This window comes from Jilunia laotingensis (genome assembly GCF_014385165.1).
Classification (GTDB): Bacteria; Bacteroidota; Bacteroidia; order Bacteroidales; family Bacteroidaceae; genus Bacteroides; species Bacteroides laotingensis.
In genome coordinates this window covers 2,993,996-3,015,722 of record NZ_JACRTF010000001.1, presented here as the reverse complement: position 1 = coordinate 3,015,722, position 21,727 = coordinate 2,993,996, and the positions used below count along the sequence as shown (strand labels likewise).

11 protein-coding genes are annotated in these 21,727 nt (G+C 37.9%); 5 read left to right on the top strand and 6 right to left on the bottom strand.

The features are described from left to right. Nucleotides 1-20: 20 nt before the first annotated feature. From H8744_RS11420 to H8744_RS11405, 4 genes are all read right to left on the bottom strand, one after another. Nucleotides 21-1,937, bottom strand: coding sequence for a RagB/SusD family nutrient uptake outer membrane protein (locus H8744_RS11420; RefSeq protein ID WP_262434947.1), 1,917 nt, complete (start codon nt 1,935-1,937; stop codon nt 21-23). Between the two features lie 15 nt (nt 1,938-1,952). Beyond that, a complete protein-coding gene (locus H8744_RS11415; protein ID WP_262434946.1) occupies nt 1,953-5,240 on the bottom strand; it encodes a SusC/RagA family TonB-linked outer membrane protein in 3,288 nt (1,095 codons plus the stop codon). Between the two features lie 12 nt (nt 5,241-5,252). Further along, nucleotides 5,253-7,817 carry a LamG-like jellyroll fold domain-containing protein gene (locus tag H8744_RS11410; protein ID WP_262434945.1) on the bottom strand — a complete coding sequence of 855 codons (2,565 nt, stop codon included), beginning with the start codon at nt 7,815-7,817 and terminating at the stop codon, nt 5,253-5,255. A gap of 93 nt (nt 7,818-7,910) precedes the next feature. Beyond that, a complete protein-coding gene (locus H8744_RS11405; RefSeq protein ID WP_262434944.1) occupies nt 7,911-8,909 on the bottom strand; it encodes a T9SS type A sorting domain-containing protein in 999 nt (332 codons plus the stop codon). A 947-nt stretch (nt 8,910-9,856) separates the two neighbouring features. Between H8744_RS11405 and H8744_RS11400 the strand changes: the two genes are divergently transcribed. From H8744_RS11400 to H8744_RS11380, 5 genes are all read left to right on the top strand, one after another. Then, nucleotides 9,857-11,308, top strand: coding sequence for an arylsulfatase (locus tag H8744_RS11400; RefSeq protein ID WP_262434943.1), 1,452 nt, complete (start codon nt 9,857-9,859; stop codon nt 11,306-11,308). A 65-nt stretch (nt 11,309-11,373) separates the two neighbouring features. Continuing rightward, nucleotides 11,374-15,324: a response regulator gene (locus H8744_RS11395; RefSeq protein ID WP_262434942.1), complete on the top strand. Its 3,951-nt coding sequence runs from the start codon at nt 11,374-11,376 to the stop codon at nt 15,322-15,324. 236 nt (nt 15,325-15,560) lie between these two features. After that, nucleotides 15,561-17,609 (top strand): Omp28-related outer membrane protein, encoded by a 2,049-nt coding sequence (locus H8744_RS11390; protein WP_262434941.1) that lies wholly within the window; start codon nt 15,561-15,563, stop codon nt 17,607-17,609. Between the two features lie 205 nt (nt 17,610-17,814). Further along, on the top strand, nt 17,815-18,471 hold the full coding sequence (gene fsa, locus H8744_RS11385; protein WP_262434940.1) for a fructose-6-phosphate aldolase: 657 nt from the start codon (nt 17,815-17,817) through the stop codon (nt 18,469-18,471). Between the two features lie 68 nt (nt 18,472-18,539). Then, nucleotides 18,540-19,706 (top strand): mechanosensitive ion channel family protein, encoded by a 1,167-nt coding sequence (locus H8744_RS11380; RefSeq protein WP_262434939.1) that lies wholly within the window; start codon nt 18,540-18,542, stop codon nt 19,704-19,706. A gap of 102 nt (nt 19,707-19,808) precedes the next feature. Here H8744_RS11380 and H8744_RS11375 read toward each other — a convergent pair whose 3' ends face one another. Both H8744_RS11375 and gpmA read right to left on the bottom strand, forming a co-directional pair. Further along, on the bottom strand, nt 19,809-20,861 hold the full coding sequence (locus tag H8744_RS11375) for a class I fructose-bisphosphate aldolase (protein ID WP_262434938.1): 1,053 nt from the start codon (nt 20,859-20,861) through the stop codon (nt 19,809-19,811). Nucleotides 20,862-20,886: 25 nt separating this feature from the next. Further along, nucleotides 20,887-21,633 carry a 2,3-diphosphoglycerate-dependent phosphoglycerate mutase gene (gene gpmA / locus H8744_RS11370; RefSeq protein WP_262434937.1) on the bottom strand — a complete coding sequence of 249 codons (747 nt, stop codon included), beginning with the start codon at nt 21,631-21,633 and terminating at the stop codon, nt 20,887-20,889. Between the last annotated feature and the right edge of the window lie 94 nt (nt 21,634-21,727).

Sequence of the window (21,727 nt, the reverse complement as noted above, 5' to 3'; positions counted from 1 at the left end):
ATCAATAGAAAATATTTCAATTAATCGATATTGGCATACCCAGGATTCTGATCCTCCATAGTAATCTTATCATTCGTGGTCATTTCTATACGAGGAATAGGAATCAACTGGTTTCGTACGAGATAGGTATTCCAATCCTCCTTACCATCATCTGTCGGATACCAATATTCACGCCAAGGTGCTGCGTATTCATTATCCAATCCATATTGATAACATGCGGCCGTAATATGATGATTATTGTTACGTTCCAGCAATTTCTTACGCCATTCTATCCCTCTGCGTCTCGTATCAGTAAATCCATCGAATTCAGCAGCCAATTCAAACAGACGTTCATTGAAGATGTACTCTCTAACTTCCTCCTGACTCATTGTAGCCGGCAAATCTTTCGGATAAACAGATGCAGGTTTAGCTGAATTACGGGCACGCTGAAGAACTCTGTTCACTAAGGAAATAGCGGTACCCTTGTCACCTAATTCATTTTCAACATCCGCCATCAACAACAAGAAATCAGCATAACGATATACATACAGATTATTATTTGCATAACGCCCGGAACAATCATTCGTCATGTATTTACCAAAATAAGGCCAATCATTAATATTCCAGTCAGACGGCCCTTTCGTCTGGCAATAAGTTACACGCAACAAAGAGTCTAATTCTTCAACTTTAGGATTGGTAGGATCTTCATAATTTCCCTTCACATAATCTATGGAATCGACCAAAACTTTTCTGGTAGTAACTACCGGCACTTTAATAGGCGGTCTTCCCGGTTTTACTATAGAATCTACCCATGTCGTATCATTAATTGTTTTTCCTACATACGGATAGGCAATCATCATCTCATCCGAAGGTTGTTTGTTTACATATTTAATCCATTTAGATATAAATGTCACTTTCAGGCGAGGGTCATCCTGATAAGTACCATGCGCCCAGTCGTAGAAAGATTTATTAGGTTGTGAACGTCCCCAAGTTTCACCTTGTGAACAGTTTTGTGGAGAAAATGTCCAATGCAAAGAGTTATATCCGACATTCTCTGTCGTATTTTTAGTTGCATCGACTACGAAAACAAACTCTTTTGAGAAGTTAAGTCGTGTCCCATTATACAAAGTATTGAAATCGGGTTCAAGATCAAAACCACCTTTCGTTAAAACCAATTCTCCGTATTCTTTGGCCTTATCGAAATAGGTCTTACTTGACTGCATTTCCGGCCAACTATTTTTTAGAGTGTTAGAAGCCCAATAATCGCCACTTTCAGCAGCCCATGCATTACACCCCATCACCCAATAGAGTTTTGTCAAATAAGCATAAGCCGAATATTTGCTGGGTGCAGTCGGTTTGCTACTCGCCAATTCGGAAGTTTCGTCAAGATCTCCAGCCGCTTCCGTCCAGTCTTTCACAATCTGGTCAATCACCTGTTGGCGAGTGCCACGAACCATAGCCAGATTCTCTCGGTTGGATGGTTCCAAGCGCAAGGGTACTCCACCATAGAAAGAATAAAGAGCATAATAACAAACACCGCGCATAAATTTAGCTTGGGCTATCATATTAGCTTTCGTACTCCATTCACCACTCTCTCCATCTTCACATGCTTTAATAAAAATATTGCAGTTGGCAATTGCCTGATAAAGGGCCCCCCATACCAAGTCATTGAACTCATTATCCACTGGAATGACTCCGCGAGTATACTGACAGCGATTATCCGATAAATTATAAGATGTCCAGCACAATCCCGATGCTTCGGTATTAATTTCAGGCAGTAATTGCGCAAAAGAACCTTGTACAGCCATCAGACCATATATCCCGTTCAAAGCCATCTGCGCTGATTGTTCACTGCTATACACCACCTTCGAATTGGTAGTGTACTTCGGATCTTCATCCAAGCAAGAACCGAACACAATCAGTGTTAGAAGTAAATAAATTATATTTAATTTTTTCATAATCAAACCATACTATTAGAATGAAACATTAATACCAAAAATATAGGAACGGGTATGTGGATAAGAACTCATATCGATGCCTGGACGAGTTCCGTCAAAAGCAAAACTATTCACTTCAGGATCATAACCGGAATAACCGGTAATCAGGAATGCATTTTTTACCGATGCATATACACCTATGTTCCTAAACCCGATTTTTGATACCAGATTCTTCGGTAGATTATATCCCAGTGTAATATCCGAACAACGAAGGTAGCTTCCGTCTTCTATATATTTATCCATCACTACTTTAGGAGTAACCGAACTTGGTGAAGGCATTTCATTGCCCCTATATTCTCCAATCCAAGGATTGTCCACTCTCCACATTTTCTCAAATGAGCTTTTGTAAACCATACTGGTAGAATTAGATGGCAAGATAAAATAACGTGCATTCGTATTAAGAATATCATTGCCATGCACACCGGTAAATGCCATAGAAAAAGATAAATCTTTCCAAGAAAAATTAGTCTGGAATCCATAAGTAAAGTCAGGATTCGGATTACCCAAAATCACGCGGTCTTTTTCATCAATAGCACCGTCTCCATTCTGATCTACAAACTTTAAGTTTCCAGGTTTTACGGTTCCGATCGATTTTGTTGCATTTATGTCATCAATATAAGGATCATTTTCTTGAATAATACCATCCGTTTGATAACCATAGAATAAGCCCGGAGCCTTTCCTGCAATGAAAATATTAGCAGATCCAAAATGGTCTCCAATGGAGTTACCCATATAAGCTTTCCAGAATTGTCCAGTTCCCCATTCCTCTTCAGGTAGTCCGAAATCCAAAATCTTAGGATCATTGAAAGCAATATTACCTGAAAGCGACCAGGTGAAATCTTTAGTACGGATAATATCTCCATGCAAACTGACTTCGATACCTTTATTACGCAAGCTACCTTGATTGATTGTCATCGACTTATAACCCGTTGAAGGTGGAAGTTCCCGCTGGATCAACAAATCCTTGGTCTTCTTTGTATAAAGGTCAACCGTACCTCCAAGGCGATCTTTGAAAAAAGAAAAATCGACTCCCACATTGTATGAAACGGTACGTTCCCATTTCAAAGCATCATTTTCCATTTTGTCGACAACAAGGCCAATCAACTTATTTCCGTCTCCGGTAGCTCCCTGTGCCGGTTTTTCAGCACCTTGAGGAGTATTCGTAAATTGAGTTCCATAACTGGAGAAAGTGCTATACGGATCAATAGATTGTGAACCCGTTTCACCATATCCGGCACGTAGCTTCAACTGATCGAGCCATTCAATACCTTTCATAAACTGTTCCTGTTCCAGACGCCAAGCAATAGTAGCTGCCGGGAAGTAAGCCCAACGATTTCCCTTTTTAAATTTACTGGAACCATCTCCACGAATAGAAGCAGTCACTAAATATCTTCCTTCCAGAAAGCTTAAGTTAACACGAGCCAAAGCGGAAAGCAACTGATAATCACGTTGTATCGGTTGTTTATATTCCACATTACCGGCCATGTGCATACCATTGGAACGGAAATCATAAATCTGAAAATCATTACCAACCACCAAAGTATTTAAAGAACGATAATCATCATAAGTAACACCGGCTGTTGCATTAATATCCAATATATTCTTCACAGAGTGATTAAACTGCAGTACATTTTCCACCGAGTAGTTACTACGGTTAAAATCCGATTGAGTAATGTACCCGTTCTGGGTAGAACCAGTATACAATGTGATATTAAACCAACGGTCACGATCTTGGATAGCAATATTACCACCGGCACGAAGGTTATAGGAGAGAAACTTAAAAATATTCCATGTCAGATCCAACGACCCACGGAACGTTTTTTCTGTTGTTTTATCATCATAATCATCTACCCATGTCCAAACAGTGGCACGGTCTGCCAAATTAGGAGTAGTCAGCTCCATTTCTTCTTCCGATTTCACATAAGGGGCACTATACAAAGCAACATTAGATATGGACCCAGTTGCTCCTCCTGTAGTATTACCACCGGACATCATGTCATTCTCTTTAATAGAACCATTCAAAGAGATGGCCAATTTTACCGTTTTGGAAAGTTCGGAATTCAGATTCAAACGGAAGTCACCTTGTTTCAATCCGGTGCCTTTCACCAATCCTTCTATATCTTTGTAAGAAGCAGAAGCAAAATAAGTAGTTTTATCAGAGCCTCCGTTTACAGTGATCGAATAGTTTTGAGACAAAGCACTGCTATATATCTCTTTCTGCCAATCAATAGGACTCAGTAAAGTCCACTTCTCTTTTAACTTAGAGTTTTCACCATTTTTTCTATACACACCACCATCCTGAATGAAGAATTGAAATTTATCATTCCATTCCATCTCTCCAGTCTTATCGTTCTGCTTCCATGTATTCCACGCACCATTTTCATCTTTCATATAACCGCCACCATATACTAAACGATATTGTGCATATTGATTCAGATCCATCATGTCCAATAATTTAGCAGCATTAGCCACTGTGAAGTTGGCGGAAACACTAACAGAAGCCTTACCGGACTTTCCCTTTTTAGTAGTAATCAAAATCACACCATTTGCTCCACGAGAACCATAAATTGCAGTAGCTGAAGCATCTTTCAAAACTTCTATACTTTCAATATCAGCGGGATTCAATGAACTCAACGCATTTGTGGCAATTGTGAACGTACCATCATTACCGGAATTTGCAAACTCACCGGCAGATGCTTGAGGGATATTATCAATGACATACAACGGTTGGTTATCACCACGCAAAGAGTTTGCACCACGAATAGTCACAGAAGAAGCTGCACCCGGTGCATCAACTGAAGCACCTACCGAAAGCCCGGCAATCTTACCTTGCAACATATTATCGATGGAAGCTATTTTTCCTGCTTCCTTGTCATCAGGACGATAAGAAGAAACAGCTCCCGTCAGATCTCTTTTTTTCATCGTACCGTAACCTACCACAACTACTTCGTCCAGCATTTCAGAATCATCTTTCAACACTACATCGATAACCCGTTGTTTGCCAACCGTTATCTCCTGTTTAGCCATACCGATGAAACTAAAAACCAGTACAGATTTCTCAGAAGGTACCGAGATACTGTAGTTGCCATCTAAATCGGCAATAGTCCCCGTTGTTTCACCTTTTACCGAAACGTTAGCTCCCGGCATTCCATAGCCATCTTCCCCTTTAATTGTACCTTTGACCATTATTTGGGCAAAAGTCAAAGCAGGAAAAAGTAGCATACAGAAGAATGCCCAGACACGCATTTTTGTCTTCTTTTCCATAATACTTAAGATTTAATTAACATGTAATTTTTTGGTGTAATTTGCTTTATCCGTATACACTTGTATCAGATAAATTCCTTTGCTTAATTTTGACAATGGAATCACATTCAATTGAGTATCCAAATGATTATGCATCAATACCTTTCCATCCATTGCACAGATTTCAGAAGTAGCTTTCCCCGCATTTTCTTCACTAAACAGAGTCAATACAAGTTCGTTAGCCGGATTAACATAAAATGAAAATAGTTCATTCCGATCAGCTTTTTCTATTTTTTCTATACTGGAAGGATTTAAATTTACTTTAGTTATCAATGTATCCACATTGGATGCCAAAATATCATTCTGAGCGCGGATAAGGCTCTTATAATCACTGACAGGCTGGTCATTACCCATGTCGAAATACATGGTTCCGCGACAATCCTTTTCTATAATAAATTCTTGTTTGCGTTTCGTCTGATTCACACCATTAAAATATTTGGTAGTTCCGCTACAATCCCATGAATTCCTGTCGGGATCGAAATTACTGTCATCCATTCCATACTTTTCAAACAAATCTTTGTATCCCTCTTCACCGTTATTCACCAACAAAATACCATATGACAAAAGTATTTTATCGTTCGGGAATCCATAACCGGTAAACCAATTATAAGCTTCCGGATAATAGTCCCAGTAATAAGTCTCTTTATTAGGGCCATACAACTGGAAAGTAAAATAATCAACATCCTTCATCAAGTCTTTAGAGAAACCATTATATGAAACTTTATGCAATGAACAGGTGAATGTCTTATTTTTCCCGGCCATCACTTCATCAATAAGACGTTTTACTACTTTATTATATATCGTCCAATCTGAAGAACTATACATCCACTCCAAATCGACATCCAAACCATCGCATTTCTCAAGCAATTTCTTTGAATCATTAATCAGATTATTAACATATTCTTCTTTATTCAATACACCGTATTTCCAGTTTTCACCGTCCGGATAGATAATACCCATACGTATCTTCATACCGCGATGTCCGGCATAATAATTGCGAATGAATTCAATCATTCCTACGTAGCTCTGAGAATCTTTACCGATATTATCCGGATCATCTCCTTTCCAGTAAGCATTTAGAAAAATATTATTCCAGTTACCTACATTCCATTGATAGCCATTTTCCGCATCGCTTTGCGCAGATCCCGAACGGTCTGTCCCCCAAACCATTACTTCATCAAGTTTCCCATCAAAATTATTACCTAAAACAATAGTACTGTTCTGCAAAGCCGGAACAGCAGTAATAGTCATATCTTTACCACTAATTTCAACTGTCTTTGTGGAGATTCTATCATGCAATTTATAATCCACACTAATATAAATAGGATTGAAACGACGTCCTGTGATCTCACCAACGGAAGGTTTAAAAGTGACACTTATATAATGCCATTTTCCTACTTCAACCTGATTTTTAAGAGTTCCGATTGTTCCACAAAAATCTACGACAATCTCTTTATCAGCTTCTTTTCCTAATTTCAGAACTAAGCAATTATCTGCATCTGCATAATTAGAGAAAATTTCTGCATTTTCAACCCAGTTATCGATATACACCCAACCTGCGACCGTTGCGTTATTAGGAGTTCCATATCCAAAACGTGCTGTCGGATCGAATGGCGCTCTACCATCTTCCGAAACCAATTTAGAACCAGTTCCGTGAAAAGCCATTACACCTTTATGACCGCCAAATTCTTCAAGATAAGAAACGTTGGTTGGAACACCTGAATTATCAGGATATTCGGGAAATAAGCTACCATCTTTTTGAACTTTGGCAGAAAGCAATATCAAATCATTAGTCATCAGAAACATATCCTTGTTGATATTCGGACGGTCCGTGAAACGCATCAAGTTGGTATATCCTGTGACAACCCGGTAACGCATAACAGCATTATCTTCTACGGCTACCCGACGCACTCCGCCATCAAATATACCATGATGTGCAAAACGATAATCAACTAAATTCTCACATTGGTCCTGATCGCATTTCCAGTAAGAAACCAAGTTATCATAATTTGGATTAAACTTGTTCAGTGTGTTATTCCAATAAAAATCAGTCTGTTCTAATGCCTTTTTCCATACACGGATTTCATCAATTTCTCCCTTGAAATTCTTTCCGATATAACAAGGATTTATGGCATTGGGCAATGTGGCAGAAAGAGAGCCGGTCACATCTTTCGGTTCATTATTTATATAGCATTTTACATCACCATTATTATAAACCACCGTTATTTGCGCCCAAGCGTTCAGAGCAATCCCTGCTGAACATGTTACTGAAGCAGAACCGGATTTTATAACCAACGATTGATTGTCACCCAATTCCAAACTAAAATTATCCAGATTAAACAATTGAGCGCCATTTACCCAAGTAGTTGGTTTTATCCACATTTGAACGGTAGCTTCAGAAAAGCCATTCAATTCTTGAATCACTGATGTTTTTACATAGCCTGCACCATCATTACTGATAGCATAATTGACTGTTTGTGCAAAGGAGTTTAACGAGCATCCTATCAGGCATGCCAGCATTACTTTCTTCAATACCATATTTTTTTGTTTTTAGTTACAAGACGGTTAACAAAAAGAAACGAATCTTTGCTCCTTGAAGAACAAAAAGATTCGTTTCCTTATATTTTTAAATTATAAGACTACTTTACGGCAACTGTTACCAACCTTAACAACGTAAACTCCCTTTTCGGATACCGGGATAGTAGTAACATTAGACATAGGAGCTTTAAATGCCACCAATTGTCCTGAAATAGAATATACTGAAACAGGAGATGCAGCATCAACCACTGTGATTTGACCATCTTTAGCCCATACAACAGCCTGATTGTCTTTCTCTGTATAGCTAATTCCTGTTGGAGTATCATCCCAATCTTCATCTACAATTTTTCCAGGAACATATTCATTATCAATAGCATCTATTTTCTCCAATTTGAAATCACGGAATAAAACAATACCAGATTCAATACCATTACCTAACCACATTTTCATCACAAGTGGCAACTCCTTATAGTTAGGATCTGTATTATCTTTAATTGTGATATCCATTTTCGCAGTAGACCAATAATCATTAAATTCAGTATAGAAAGGCAATTCAAATTCACGATAACCGTCATTAGCTAATCCAGTACCTTGATCAATACCATCATAAGAAGAAGTAGCCAAAGTCAACTTCATTTTCTCAGCAGCATCAGCTATCACGCGGAAACTTACAGAAAGACGATAATTGTTTCCTAACGGAATATCAGTGTTTGACAACCAAAACAGTGTAGAGTTAGGCATCGATTTGGTATTTTTTACTGCTCTTGAATCAGTACCAGTAGAAGTATTTCCCTGATAGCAGAATATATTCCCCAAAACTCCACCGTCAACAATCTGACATGCCTTGTAGAATTCTTCGAAAACAGCTTTATCATCATCCGTCATACCTTCATACTTATCAGAGGCCGGCCCTGCAACATCGCCACCTACGGCACAAGCCAGACCAACTGATCCATCCAAATTATCCCCTAAACGGAAAGGTGCGCTACAGTTCCATTTTGAAGATGCCATTTCACGAATAAAGATACCTTCTGCACTGCCTTTTTCCATTTTACTAAACTTCCAGTTAGCAGGTGCATAATCTTGAGCCATAGCCCCCATTGCAAATAACATTGAAATTGAAGACAAGAGTAGAATTCTTCCTTTCATAATAATAAAAATTAAAGTTAATAAATAATGTTATTAATAAATCGTATCAATAATCATTTATAATATCTATCTGATTAGATTAGAATTGTAAAAAGATTTTTGATGCTGCAAACATACGTTATCAAAAATAAATTGATGTTCATAATTCGTCAATTATTGTTCCATTTTTGTCTAAAACAGGCATGTTTAGACAAAAGTGGAAGCTAAATAAACAAAAATGGAAAGACTATATTGATTTTGTGAATTACAATACGACTGTAATTGCTATTTATGACTCAACTAAAATTAGGATTTCTTATTAGATTGGTTACGAAAATATTTCTCACAAAAGGAATGATTCTACTTGACAATTCGGATTCATTTATCTTTTCTTCCTACTTTTGTTCAACTCTCGTTCTTAACGTCTTTAACGGGATTTTCTGATTAACATAAATTCTTTGCAAGAATACGGTACTATACACCATAAAAGTATATTATCTTAATGTAGAAAAATACCTATTTAACACAGACTTAAAATACTTTATTTACGCGGGATAAAAAGTGATAAATAAAATCAGATGAAAAGTTTAGTAAAGCATTAACATACAAACAACTATATAATAGTACCTATAATAATCTATATCAGTAAGGGTTCACACTGTAAATAAGGCTATATACCGTTATTTCAATAGTTACATTTTCATTTATGCGCCAAATAGTGTTTAATGAAAATATTTATCATAAATTAGAACTACAAAAAATAAGAATCAATAATAATATACCCTAATCTGGCCATTTTCATTTGAAAATCAAAATATGGCTAAAAATGGAAGTACAATTAGACAATATTGGAAGCCTGACCTACATTATTTTTATAACTTTGCGCACAGGAAACTAAAAAATTTAATCTGATGAAACAACAACTGACCATTGGTGGTGCTTTCTTAATTGCAATTACCGGTTTACAGCCAGTCTCGGCACAAAAGAAAAAAATACAGGAAAATAAAAAACCGAACGTTGTATTCATACTCGCAGATGATCTCGGGTTTGGCGACTTGAGTTGCTATGGACAAGAGAAATTCGAAACACCCCATATCGACCAGTTGGCACAAAATGGAATACGTTTCACCCAATGTTACTCGGGAACAACTGTTAGTGCCCCTTCACGCTCTTGCCTCATTACGGGCACACACAGTGGTCATACAGCTATCAGAGGTAACCAAGAACTGCAACCGGAAGGACAATATCCTTTACCTGCCGATTCCCGCACTATTTTCCAGCTATTCAAAAATGCAGGATATATTACCGGAGTATTCGGAAAATGGGGACTTGGTTTTGTTGGTTCAACAGGAGATCCCAACAAACAGGGAGTAGATCATTTCTTTGGATATAATTGCCAATTATTGGCACATAGTTATTATCCGGATCATTTATGGGAAAATGACAAACGTATCGAATTAAAAGACAATGTATTGGAAGTGGAATACGGAAAGGGAACTTACTCACAAGACCTCATCCATTCAAAAGCAATAGATTTTCTCGACAAACAAGATAACGACGTACCCTTTTTTCTATTTTATCCGACAATCATTCCTCATGCTGAACTTATCGTACCGGAAGACAGTATCATTAAAAAATTCCGTGGAAAATTCCCCGAAAAACCATATAAAGGGGAAGAGCCCGGAAATCGCGCTTTCCGAAAAGGTGGTTATTGCACTCAATTTTATCCACATGCTACTTTTGCTGCAATGATTTACCGTCTGGACGTTTATGTAGGGCAAATTGTTCAGAAACTAAAAGAAAAAGGACTTTATGATAATACAATTATAATTTTCAGCAGCGACAATGGCCCTCACATGGAAGGGGGAGCCGATCCGGACTTTTTCAATAGTAACAGCATCTGGCGAGGATATAAACGCGACTTATACGAAGGCGGAATAAGAGTACCCATGATTATTGCATGGCCGGGACATGTCTCAACAAATTCCGAAACTAATTTCATGTGTTCTTTTTGGGATGTAATGCCCACGTTTGAAGAGGTACTTAATCCCAAGGCCGATATAAAAAAGATGGATGGAATCAGCCTACTCCCTCTTCTTGAAAGTCGGAAAGGACAAAAAGAGCATGAATATCTGTATTTTGAATTTCAAGAATTAAATGGTCGGCAAGCGGTAAGAAAAGGAGACTGGAAACTGGTTCATATGAATATACGTGGAGATAAACCTTATTATGAATTATACAATCTGGCATCGGATCCTTCGGAACGGCATAATGTACTCGTAAAATATCCTGAAATAGTAAAAGAGTTGAAAATCATCATGGAACAAGCTCATGTCGAAAACCCCGACTGGCCCTTATTTTAACAATGTTTTTTTGTTTAAAAAAAACAAATTATTACCTTTGTCGATAGTCTAAATAAATCCGATGCATGAAAAAGTCAATCATCTTTCTTATCTGCTTGATAATTAATCTATTTTTAACAGAAAATCCGGCTCATGCAGGACACTATATTTTTAAGCAGATTTCCGTAGAAGATGGACTTTCGTCTATGGTACACTGCATTCATGCTGAAAAAAAAGGATTCGTCTGGATCGGTACTAAAAACGGATTGAGACGTTTTGACGGACACGAACTGAAACAATATGTCCATCAATCCGACAACGCCACATCATTACCATCGGATTATATCCACAAGATAGAGGAAGACAGCCTACATAATATCTGGGTATTCACCGACAGAGGGTTAGCTCAGTATTGCCGGAAAGAAGACAATTTCCACATTCCGCACAATAGTGAAGGAAAGCATATTAAAGCTTTTTCTTCTTGCGAAGTAAAAGGGGGGATGCTTTTCGGAACATGTAATCGCATTTATCGCTATGATTACGCAACAAACTCCTTTAGCCTGCTTCAGAAATTCGATCCGGGAGTAAATTTTGTTGTTCATTCATTGAATGTTTGGGACGAAAATACTTTATTGTGCCATAGCCGTTGGTATGGTGTGCTTTTCATCAACATCCAAACCGGGAAGACTTCGCCTTTTCCATTCGATTGCGGTAAAGAAATTACGGATATGATGATAGATTCTAAAAAGAGAATCTGGATATCGCCCTACAATAACGGCATTCTATGTTTCGGACATGAAGGTAATCTTATTGCTTCTTACACAACACAAAATTCGGGATTAAGCAACAATGTGGTACTTTGCATGACAGAACGCGATGATCACCTCTGGATTGGTACGGACGGAGGAGGAATTGACATACTTGACCCTGAAAGCAAGGAAATAACAGTATTGGAACGGATTCCCGGCAACAATTATTCACTACCGGTTAACTCCATCTACTGTCTTTACAACGATGCTTACGATAATATGTGGGCAGGCAGTATTCGAGGTGGTCTTATCAGCATTCGCGAAGCATCCATGAAAACATATACCGATGCCATGCTCGGAAGCGATAAGGGACTGAGTGAAAATGCGGTGATCAGCCTTTTTCAAGAACCAAAATCCGATATTATATGGGTCGGAACTGATGGAGGTGGCATAAATAAGTTTGATACACGAACAGAAAAATTCACACATTACCCCCAAATGTGGGGCAGTAAAATAGCCTCCATTTGTGAGTTCGACCAGAAAAAATTGCTATTATCACTATTTACTAAAGGATTTTTCTTGTTCGACAAAGAAACGGGAAATCTGCAACCACTCAATTTTGCCGACCAACAATTGAACCAATTGATGTTTTATTCCGGTAAAACAATCAATTTATATAAAGATACTCCAGGCTCCATACTTCTGATGGGAGATCGTATTTACCGATATACTATAGCTACAAGAGAGCTTAGTCCGGCAATACAAAATGAATCAGGTAAAATTGCGAAAATGTATGGTACTGTATTACCTATCATTTTCAATTCCCAAGTCACTTATCTGCATGATCTGCAAAATATTTATGAACTTGATCATTCGAATGACAAATTAAAGAAATTATTCAATTGCAAAGGAGATACAACCTTTAATTGTATCTCACAAGACAATAACGGAATATTCTGGATCGGAGGTAAATACGGACTAAGTTTCTATAATCCTCAGACAGGGCAGCACCAATATGTAGCAACTCCCTCATCAGGAGAGATAAACTCCGTAATTTGCGACCAACGCGGCAAAGTATGGGCGGGAACAGACCGGATGTTATTCGCATGGCTTATTAATGAAAAGAAATTTATCATTTTCGGAGAATCGGACGGGGTCATTAATAATGAATATTTAGCTAAATCCTGCCTGATGTCTACGCGAGGAGATGTTTTTCTAGGAGGAGTTAAAGGATTATTACATATTAACCGCGAACTTCCCATTGAAGCATCCGAATATCCGGAATTACAACTGACAGATATTATGATCAATGGTGAGTCCGTATATAATAATCTGGAAGTTAATCCCACTGCGATTACTGTACCTTGGGGCAGCAAATCGATTAATATCAAAATTATGTCTTGTGAAAAGGATATTTTTCGCCAAAAAATATTCCGGTATCAGATAAGCGGTTTGAATGATCAGGGAATAGAATCTTCCAATCCGGAACTTGTCATACGTTCTTTACCTTCGGGAACGTACCAGATATTGGCATCTTGTAGTACTAAAGACGGAGGTTGGACTCCCAAGCAAAAAGTCTTATCTGTCACAATTCTACCACCCTGGTATTTAACATGGTGGTTTATTCTCTTAAGTATATTACTGATAGCCGGATGTATCATTCAAGCTTTCCTCGTCACCATGCGCCGTAAGGATAATAAATTGAAATGGGCAATGAAAGAACATGAGCAGAAGGTATATGAAGACAAAGTTCGTTTTCTTATCAATATCAGCCATGAACTACGTACTCCTCTCACGCTGATCCACGCACCTCTAAGCAGGTTATTAAAAACACTTTCTCCGGATGAGCCTTACTATTTGCCGATTAAAGGTATATACAGACAATCTCAAAGGATGAAAGATTTGCTCAACATGGTGCTAAATCTAAGAAAAATGGAAGTGGGAGAAACAAAACTACAAATCAAACCATATCCAATGAATGAATGGATCAAGGAAGTTTCCGAAGATTTCAGGTATGAATGTGAAGCGAAAAATATACTAATCCGTTACGAACTGGACGAACAAATAACGATAGTTAATTTCGACAAAGAAAAATGCGTGACGATCCTAACCAATCTTCTGATCAATGCACTTAAACATAGTCCGGAAAATTCAGAAATAATCATTCGCTCCAAACTCAATAAAGAACAGCAACAGATACGCATCTCCGTAATTGATCAAGGATGCGGACTGAATATGGTAGATACGCAAAAATTATTTACTCGTTTTTATCAAGGAAGCGGTGAACAAAACGGAACTGGTATCGGACTTTCATATTCGAAAATATTAGTGGAACTCCAAGGAGGAAAAATCAATGCACATAATAATGAAAACATAGGAGCGACATTCTATTTTGATCTTCCGATATATACTGCTGCCGAGGAAATTATCAGCCAGCCCAAAGCCTATTTAAACGAGTTGATTTCCAACGACCACAATGATGAAGTTCCTGTCACAGATTTGTTCGATACCAAAAGCCACACAGTATTGGTAGTAGATGACAATCAAGACCTTATCGACTTTCTTGAAAATACATTAAAAGAACATTTCAAAAAGGTATATACGGCAAATGACGGTATTGAAGCACTCCAAAAGGTAAAAACTTATCAACCGGACATAGTGGTAAGTGATGTCATGATGCCTAGAATGAATGGCTATGAATTGTGCAAACTGATAAAAGAAAATATAGATATCAGTCATATCCCGGTCATTCTTCTGACTGCACGAGATGATGAACAAAGTCAATTGCAAGGGTATAAAATAGGTGCTGACGCTTATCTTATCAAACCATTCGAAGAAGAAATGTTATTGGAACTTATCCGAAACCGCTTACGTAACCGTGAAAAGACAAAATCACTTTACCGTAGCGCAGGATTATTGCCTCAACCGGAAGAGAGTACTTTCAGCCAGACAGATGAGAACTTCTTATTAAAACTCAATACACTGATCAATGAAAACCTTTGTGAATCAGCATTGGATATTAACTTCCTTTGTAACAAAATGTGTATGAGTCGAAGCACCCTGTACAACAAATTAAAAGCTCTGACAGACATGGGTGCAAATGACTATATCAATAAAATCAAAATGGAAAAGGCAAAAGAGTTAATAATCACATCGGATTTGAGTTTCATGACCATAGCCGAACAAACAGGCTTTACTACTTCCCGCTATTTCAGTACCATATTCAAACAATACACAGGAGAAACGCCAACTCAATATAAAGAGAGGAACAGAACAAAACGGAAGTAAAAACCCATTTTATTGATCATAATGGAGGAAGTTTTCAAACAAAAGCTAAAATAGCGAATAACAATATCAGGAAATCAATATATATTCTACCAAAATAACACAGTAAGGCATTTATAAAAAATAATCTGATAGGACAAAATAAAAATTCATTTTTGTTTGTTTATTCATGTTTTATACGATATATTTGTAATCTATAATACAATCTCTAGAGTTATTAACCAAAAAATGAAAAGAGTATGAAAAAAAGATTACTTATTGGCCTTGCATTTCTAGCTACGGTAGGAATGACAAATGCGCAGAATTTGTGTACAAATTTAGAAGGAATAACCTGTAAACCTGATGCTGGAAAAATCATTTCTGAGAAACAGCCTTCTTTCCAAATGGCAAAAGCTTTGATGGATAATCAACCTACTTTATCAACAAGAGCTGACGAATCGGCTAAAGAATTAACACTTGCATATTGTGACCAAGACGAACCTGATACCCGTTTTAATGTAGGAGCCGGAGTCACCCGTATGGCAATTGGTATAACCCCAAAAATGATAAAAGATTTTGCCGGAAATAAAATCACTAAAATCCGATTTGGACTATATGATGTTGAAAACACTTCAAATATAAGCGTATGGATTACAAAAGATTTGGACAGCAATCCTATTGTGAAAAAGGCAGTTGCTAATGTTACAAATGGATGGAATGAAGTTACTTTAGACACTCCTTTTGAGCTTGACGGTGCTAGATTTTATATCGGATATGATGTAACACTTAATAATGCTAACGGAGCTTTTCCTTTTGGCGTTAAAATATTCAGCAGTCCAGCAAATGGATGTTACATATATTATAATAATGCATGGGACGATTTCACAAACCAGTTATTTTCAGGTGCTAATGTCACACTTCAAATGCAATGCGTAGTTGAAGGAAGTAAAATGCCGGAAACAAATGTTGATTTCGAACAAGTCACATACAGTTCTTCCATTGTAGGATCAAAAGATATCGAGATAGCAGGATATATAACGAACCATGGTTGCGATGTAAAATCAATGGAATTATCATACTCTATTGGTAATGAAGCAGAACAATCTGTAAATGCCACGGTAGCCCCCAGCATTAGATATAATGGCCAAGGTATCTTCACCTTTACAATACCTAATACTGTCGATGCTGGCATTTATGACATTAATATTACTATCAATAAAATTAATGGCGAAACGGATACGGATATGAAGAAGAATACTCTTGTAACCGGATTAACCAATATGCAAACTTCTTTCCCACGTAAAACCGCAGTTGAAGAGGGTACAGGCAATTGGTGCGGATGGTGTATTCGTGGCATCGTGAAAATGGAGCAAATGAAAGAAAAATATCCTGATTCATTTGTCGGAATAGCTGCGCATTGGAGTGCGCAAGGAGCAGCCGACCCAATGCAGGTAGATGATTATTATCCTATAATTTCACAAATGAGTGGTTTCCCAAATGCTCTATTCGATAGATATTATTTAGGTGATCCTTATGAAGATATGGATCAATATTTCAAACTAAGTCAAAGTACCCCTTGTGAAGCATCTATATCTTTAGCCACAAAATATACAAATGATGATAAAACAGAAATTTCTGTAACTTCAAACGTTCAATTCAGCTTGTCTCATAATTCTACCCCATACAGAATGGCATATGTAGTTGTAGAAGATGGAGTAACAGGTTATAAACAAACTAATTATTATAATAAAGATGTATTAATAAAACAAGCCGGTTGGACACAAGAAGACGTTGATGCATTGGAAGACGCGCTGCAAGTGTATGTAAATAGTCCATCGATAATAAACATGACATTTAATGATGTGGCAAGAGGCATTTATGATTGCTTAGGTATCGAAGGCAGCTTTGTCGGAGAAATAAAAGCTAATGAGGCCAAAACTCATGAATACACGATTCAGTTGCCGGACAATATCAAAAATAAGGATAATGTCAGAATTGTAGCCTTATTGATCAGAGAAGCTACAGGTGAAATCGTCAATGCACAACAAGTCAAAATAGGAGGTTCGATTACGAGTATAAATAATATGGAAATAAGTGGCTTTAGTGCATCTGTTGAAGTTAATAATGGCATGTTGAATATTACAGCTAATGAAGTTGCAACTGCTGAAATTTATAGTATCAATGGTACTCAAATCATGACTGCCTCAGTCAATGGTTCAGCAACACTTCCTGTTACCGGATTGAAAGGTGTTTATATCGTAAGAGTTAATAACGGAAAAGACGTAGTAGTTAGAAAGATTGTTCTTTAATATAAGATTTTTAATTCGATAAATTTATCAAAATAAAAAAGAGGGGAAAGCTTTATTTGTTTTCCCCTCTTTTCTAATAGATATGTTTATAAACATAAAACTTTCCGACATCAAATTAAAGAGAAATAGAAGGTAATATTGTCTAAACTCAAACAAATGCTTATCTTTGGACGTTAAATAGTTAACCATTAAAACTTTATAAGTTATGAAATTTTTTATCGATACAGCCAATTTGGAACAAATACGCGAGGCATACGCACTGGGCGTACTTGACGGAGTAACCACAAACCCTTCCCTCATGGCAAAAGAAGGAATCAAAGGGACTGAAAATCAACGGAAACATTACGTAGAAATCTGCAATATTGTCAATGGCGATGTCAGTGCAGAAGTAATAGCTACCGATTATGAGGGCATGATCCGTGAAGGCGAAGAACTGGCTGCCCTAAACCCACATATTGTCGTGAAAGTACCATGTATTGCCGACGGCATCAAAGCAATCAAATATTTCACTGAAAAAGGAATAAGAACCAATTGCACGCTGGTATTTTCCACAGGACAAGCCTTAATGGCCGCCAAAGCAGGTGCAACTTATGTCTCCCCCTTTGTAGGTCGTCTGGATGACATTTGTGAAAACGGAGTGGAAGTGGTAGCCGACATTGTGAATTTCTATAGATATTATAATTACAAGACCCAAGTACTGGCTGCATCTATCCGAAACACCAAGCACATCATGGAATGTGTAAAAGCTGGTGCTGATGTCGCAACTTGTCCATTAAGTGCAATCAAAGGTTTACTCAATCATCCCCTTACAGATGCCGGTCTGAAAAAATTCCTAGAAGACTATAAGAAAGTAAACGGATAGATCACCCCTACTCATAAACTATTTAACCGAATCCATTGTTATATCTGTACAAATAAAAAGATATAACAATGGATTTAGGTAACTGGATGAACAAAATCCTCATCGGATGGGGAGTAGACCCTAAAATCGCCAACACATTCGATGAGGCTATTATCGCTGTATTAATGGTTTTCCTGGCTATCGGCCTGAATTATCTCTGCCAATGGATATTAGTTGGCGGAATGAAAAGATATACCCGCCGCTCACCTCACTTATGGAATACCTTATTAATGAAAAGAAAAGTATTCCATCATCTGATACATACTATTCCCGGAATTTTAGTCTATCTATTATTGCCAATAGCTTTTGTACACGGAAAAGAACTATTATTGATTTCACAAAAAGCGTGTGCCATCTTTATTATAATCTCTCTCCTACTCGCATTGAACGGACTACTGCTCATGATCATGGATATATATGAAGCAAAAAAATCTACTAAAAACCGTCCAATGAAAGGGTTCATACAGGTATTACAGGTATTGCTGTTTTTCGTAGGAGGTATCATCATCATTGCTATCATCGTAAACAAATCTCCAGCTACACTTTTTGCCGGTCTGGGTGCATCAGCAGCTATATTGATGCTCGTATTCAAAGACACCATTTTAGGATTCGTAGCAGGCATTCAGTTATCCGCCAATGACATGTTACACATTGGTGATTGGATCACACTTCCCTCAGGAAGTGCAAACGGAATCGTACAGGAAATCACCTTGAATACAGTAAAAATACAGAATTTTGATAATACCATTTCGACCGTCCCACCCTACACATTGGTAAGTAATCCTTTCCAGAACTGGAGAGGAATGGTGGAATCAGGTGGTAGACGAGTAATGAAAAGTATCACTTTAGACCTTACCACGCTAAAATTCTGTACACCGGATATGCTAGATACCTTCCGAAAAGAGATACCCCTTTTAGCCGATTATAAACCGGATGAGGGGGTAATACCTACTAATTCCCAAGTTTATCGAGTATACATTGAACGTTATTTATGCAGCCTACCGGTTGTCAATCAAGATTTGGATTTAATCATCAGCCAGTTAGAAGCCACTGAATATGGCGTACCCATACAAGTCTATTTCTTTTCACGCAATAAGATATGGAAAGAATATGAACGTATTCAATCGGACATTTTCGACCATTTGTTTGCAATGGTTCCAAAATTCGAATTGAAAGTTTATCAGTATTCGGATTAATGATAATTACCTATTGGAGAATTATCAAACCAACAATCATAAAAAAACGCCTTGGTTTTTCAGTAATACTTTAAGACCAAGGCGGTAAAATTGCAAGTAATATCAAGCTATCGTAACAGCCGGATCAAGATAGACATCCTGTATGGAATTTAATAATTCAACACCTTTATTCATTGGCTTTTGGAAAGCTTTACGTCCACTGATCAATCCCATGCCCCCGGCACGTTTATTGATTACAGCCGTAATAACTGCTTCTCTCAAATCGGAAGAACCATGAGACTCTCCACCTGAATTGATGAGACCGACACGTCCCATATATCCATTGGCTACCTGATAACGACAAAGGTCGATCGGATGTTCGGAAGCCAGCTGAGAATACATACGGTCGTCTGTCTTTCCGAAACCAATGGCTTTAAAGCCACCGTTATTATCAGGGAGTTTCTGTTTGACGATATCCGCCTTGATAGTAACACCAAGTCGGTCGGCCTGACCGGTAAGGTCGGCTGCAGCGTGATAATCTATTCCATCTTTCTTAAAACTGCTGTTACGGAGATAGCACCACAAGATGGTAGCCATCCCTAATTCATGTGCATATTCAAAAGCATCGGCTATTTCCACCAACTGACGACGACTCTGTTCTGAACCAAAGTAAATAGTAGCACCTACAGCTACTGCTCCCATATTCCAAGCTTCTTTCACTGTACCAAACATCACTTGATCGTATGTATTGGGATAACTCAACAGTTCGTTATGATTCAGTTTCACCACAAAAGGAATCTTATGGGCATATTTACGTGCCACCGCACCTAAGATACCAAAAGTAGAAGCAACCGCATTGCATCCGCCTTCAATAGCCAACTTCACAATATTTTCAGGATCAAAATAAATCGGATTGGGAGCAAATGAAGCGCCTGCAGTATGTTCAATATCCTGATCGACAGGTAGTATGGATACATATCCTGTATTTGCCAACCGTCCATGCCCGAGAATGGTCTGCAAACTACGAAGAGTTTGTATATTACGATCTGTGTCGATCCAGATACGATCGATCGTCTCAGGTGAAGGGACGTGAATCATCGACTTATCTATGGTTTTGCAAGTGTGATCAAGGTAATAGGAAACCTTGTCACCCAGTAAATCTGTTATTTTACTCATAATGATAATAATTAATTAGTTCGTATTATTTCTTTTTTCCCTGATTGGCAACCGCTTCCATCAGTTTTCGTATTTCTTCAGGATCACCCAACAGATAATCATTCACTAGATTTAGGTCATCATCGAATTCGAAAACATAGGGGACCGCTGTCGGAAGGTTCAGTTTCACAATCTCTTCATCGGAGATGTGTTTCAAATGCTTAATGATGGCACGCAAACTATTTCCATGGGCTACTATAAGCAGTTGATCCGCTGTCATAAGATTTGGGAAAATAATGCATTCCCAGTAAGGCATAATCCGTTCTATGGTTTCTTTAAGCGATTCAGTACGAGGCAACTCTCTATTGGGAACTTCCCGGTAACGAGGATCAAAACAGGGATTCCTTCGATCATCTTCTGCAAGAGCATGGGGTGCAACATCATAGCTACGACGCCATACCAATACCTGTTCATCTCCATATTTAGCGGCAGTTTCCGCCTTATTCAGACCCTGTAAATCACCATAATGTTTCTCATTCAAGCGCCAAGTTTTCTCCACTGGAATCCAATCCTGATCGAGTTTATCTAATACACAGTTCAATGTTTTGACAGCACGTTTCAGATAAGAAGTATAAGCTTTATCAAATTCAAAACCGTTTTCCTTCAACAGTACGCCCGCCTTATTTGCCTCTTCGATTCCCTTCTCAGTCAGATCTACATCCGTCCAACCGGTAAAACGATTTTCTTTATTCCATGCACTCTCTCCATGACGGAGCAAAACTATTTTTTTCATTCTTCAATCTCCTTTCTATTTATTAATACAACACATTGGAAGAGCGCAAAGTTCATTATGCACAGGAGAGTTGAAAGCATCTAAAAAATAATGA

Coding starts and splice junctions, on each gene's coding strand:
- H8744_RS11420 (WP_262434947.1), bottom strand. CDS start 1,937: ATGAAAAAATTAAATATAATTTATTTACTTCTAACACTGATTGTGTTC.
- H8744_RS11415 (WP_262434946.1), bottom strand. CDS start 5,240: ATGGAAAAGAAGACAAAAATGCGTGTCTGGGCATTCTTCTGTATGCTA.
- H8744_RS11410 (WP_262434945.1), bottom strand. CDS start 7,817: ATGGTATTGAAGAAAGTAATGCTGGCATGCCTGATAGGATGCTCGTTA.
- H8744_RS11405 (WP_262434944.1), bottom strand. CDS start 8,909: ATGGCTCAAGATTATGCACCTGCTAACTGGAAGTTTAGTAAAATGGAA.
- H8744_RS11400 (WP_262434943.1), top strand. CDS start 9,857: ATGAAACAACAACTGACCATTGGTGGTGCTTTCTTAATTGCAATTACC.
- H8744_RS11395 (WP_262434942.1), top strand. CDS start 11,374: ATGAAAAAGTCAATCATCTTTCTTATCTGCTTGATAATTAATCTATTT.
- H8744_RS11390 (WP_262434941.1), top strand. CDS start 15,561: ATGAAAAAAAGATTACTTATTGGCCTTGCATTTCTAGCTACGGTAGGA.
- fsa (WP_262434940.1), top strand. CDS start 17,815: ATGAAATTTTTTATCGATACAGCCAATTTGGAACAAATACGCGAGGCA.
- H8744_RS11380 (WP_262434939.1), top strand. CDS start 18,540: ATGGATTTAGGTAACTGGATGAACAAAATCCTCATCGGATGGGGAGTA.
- H8744_RS11375 (WP_262434938.1), bottom strand. CDS start 20,861: ATGAGTAAAATAACAGATTTACTGGGTGACAAGGTTTCCTATTACCTT.
- gpmA (WP_262434937.1), bottom strand. CDS start 21,633: ATGAAAAAAATAGTTTTGCTCCGTCATGGAGAGAGTGCATGGAATAAA.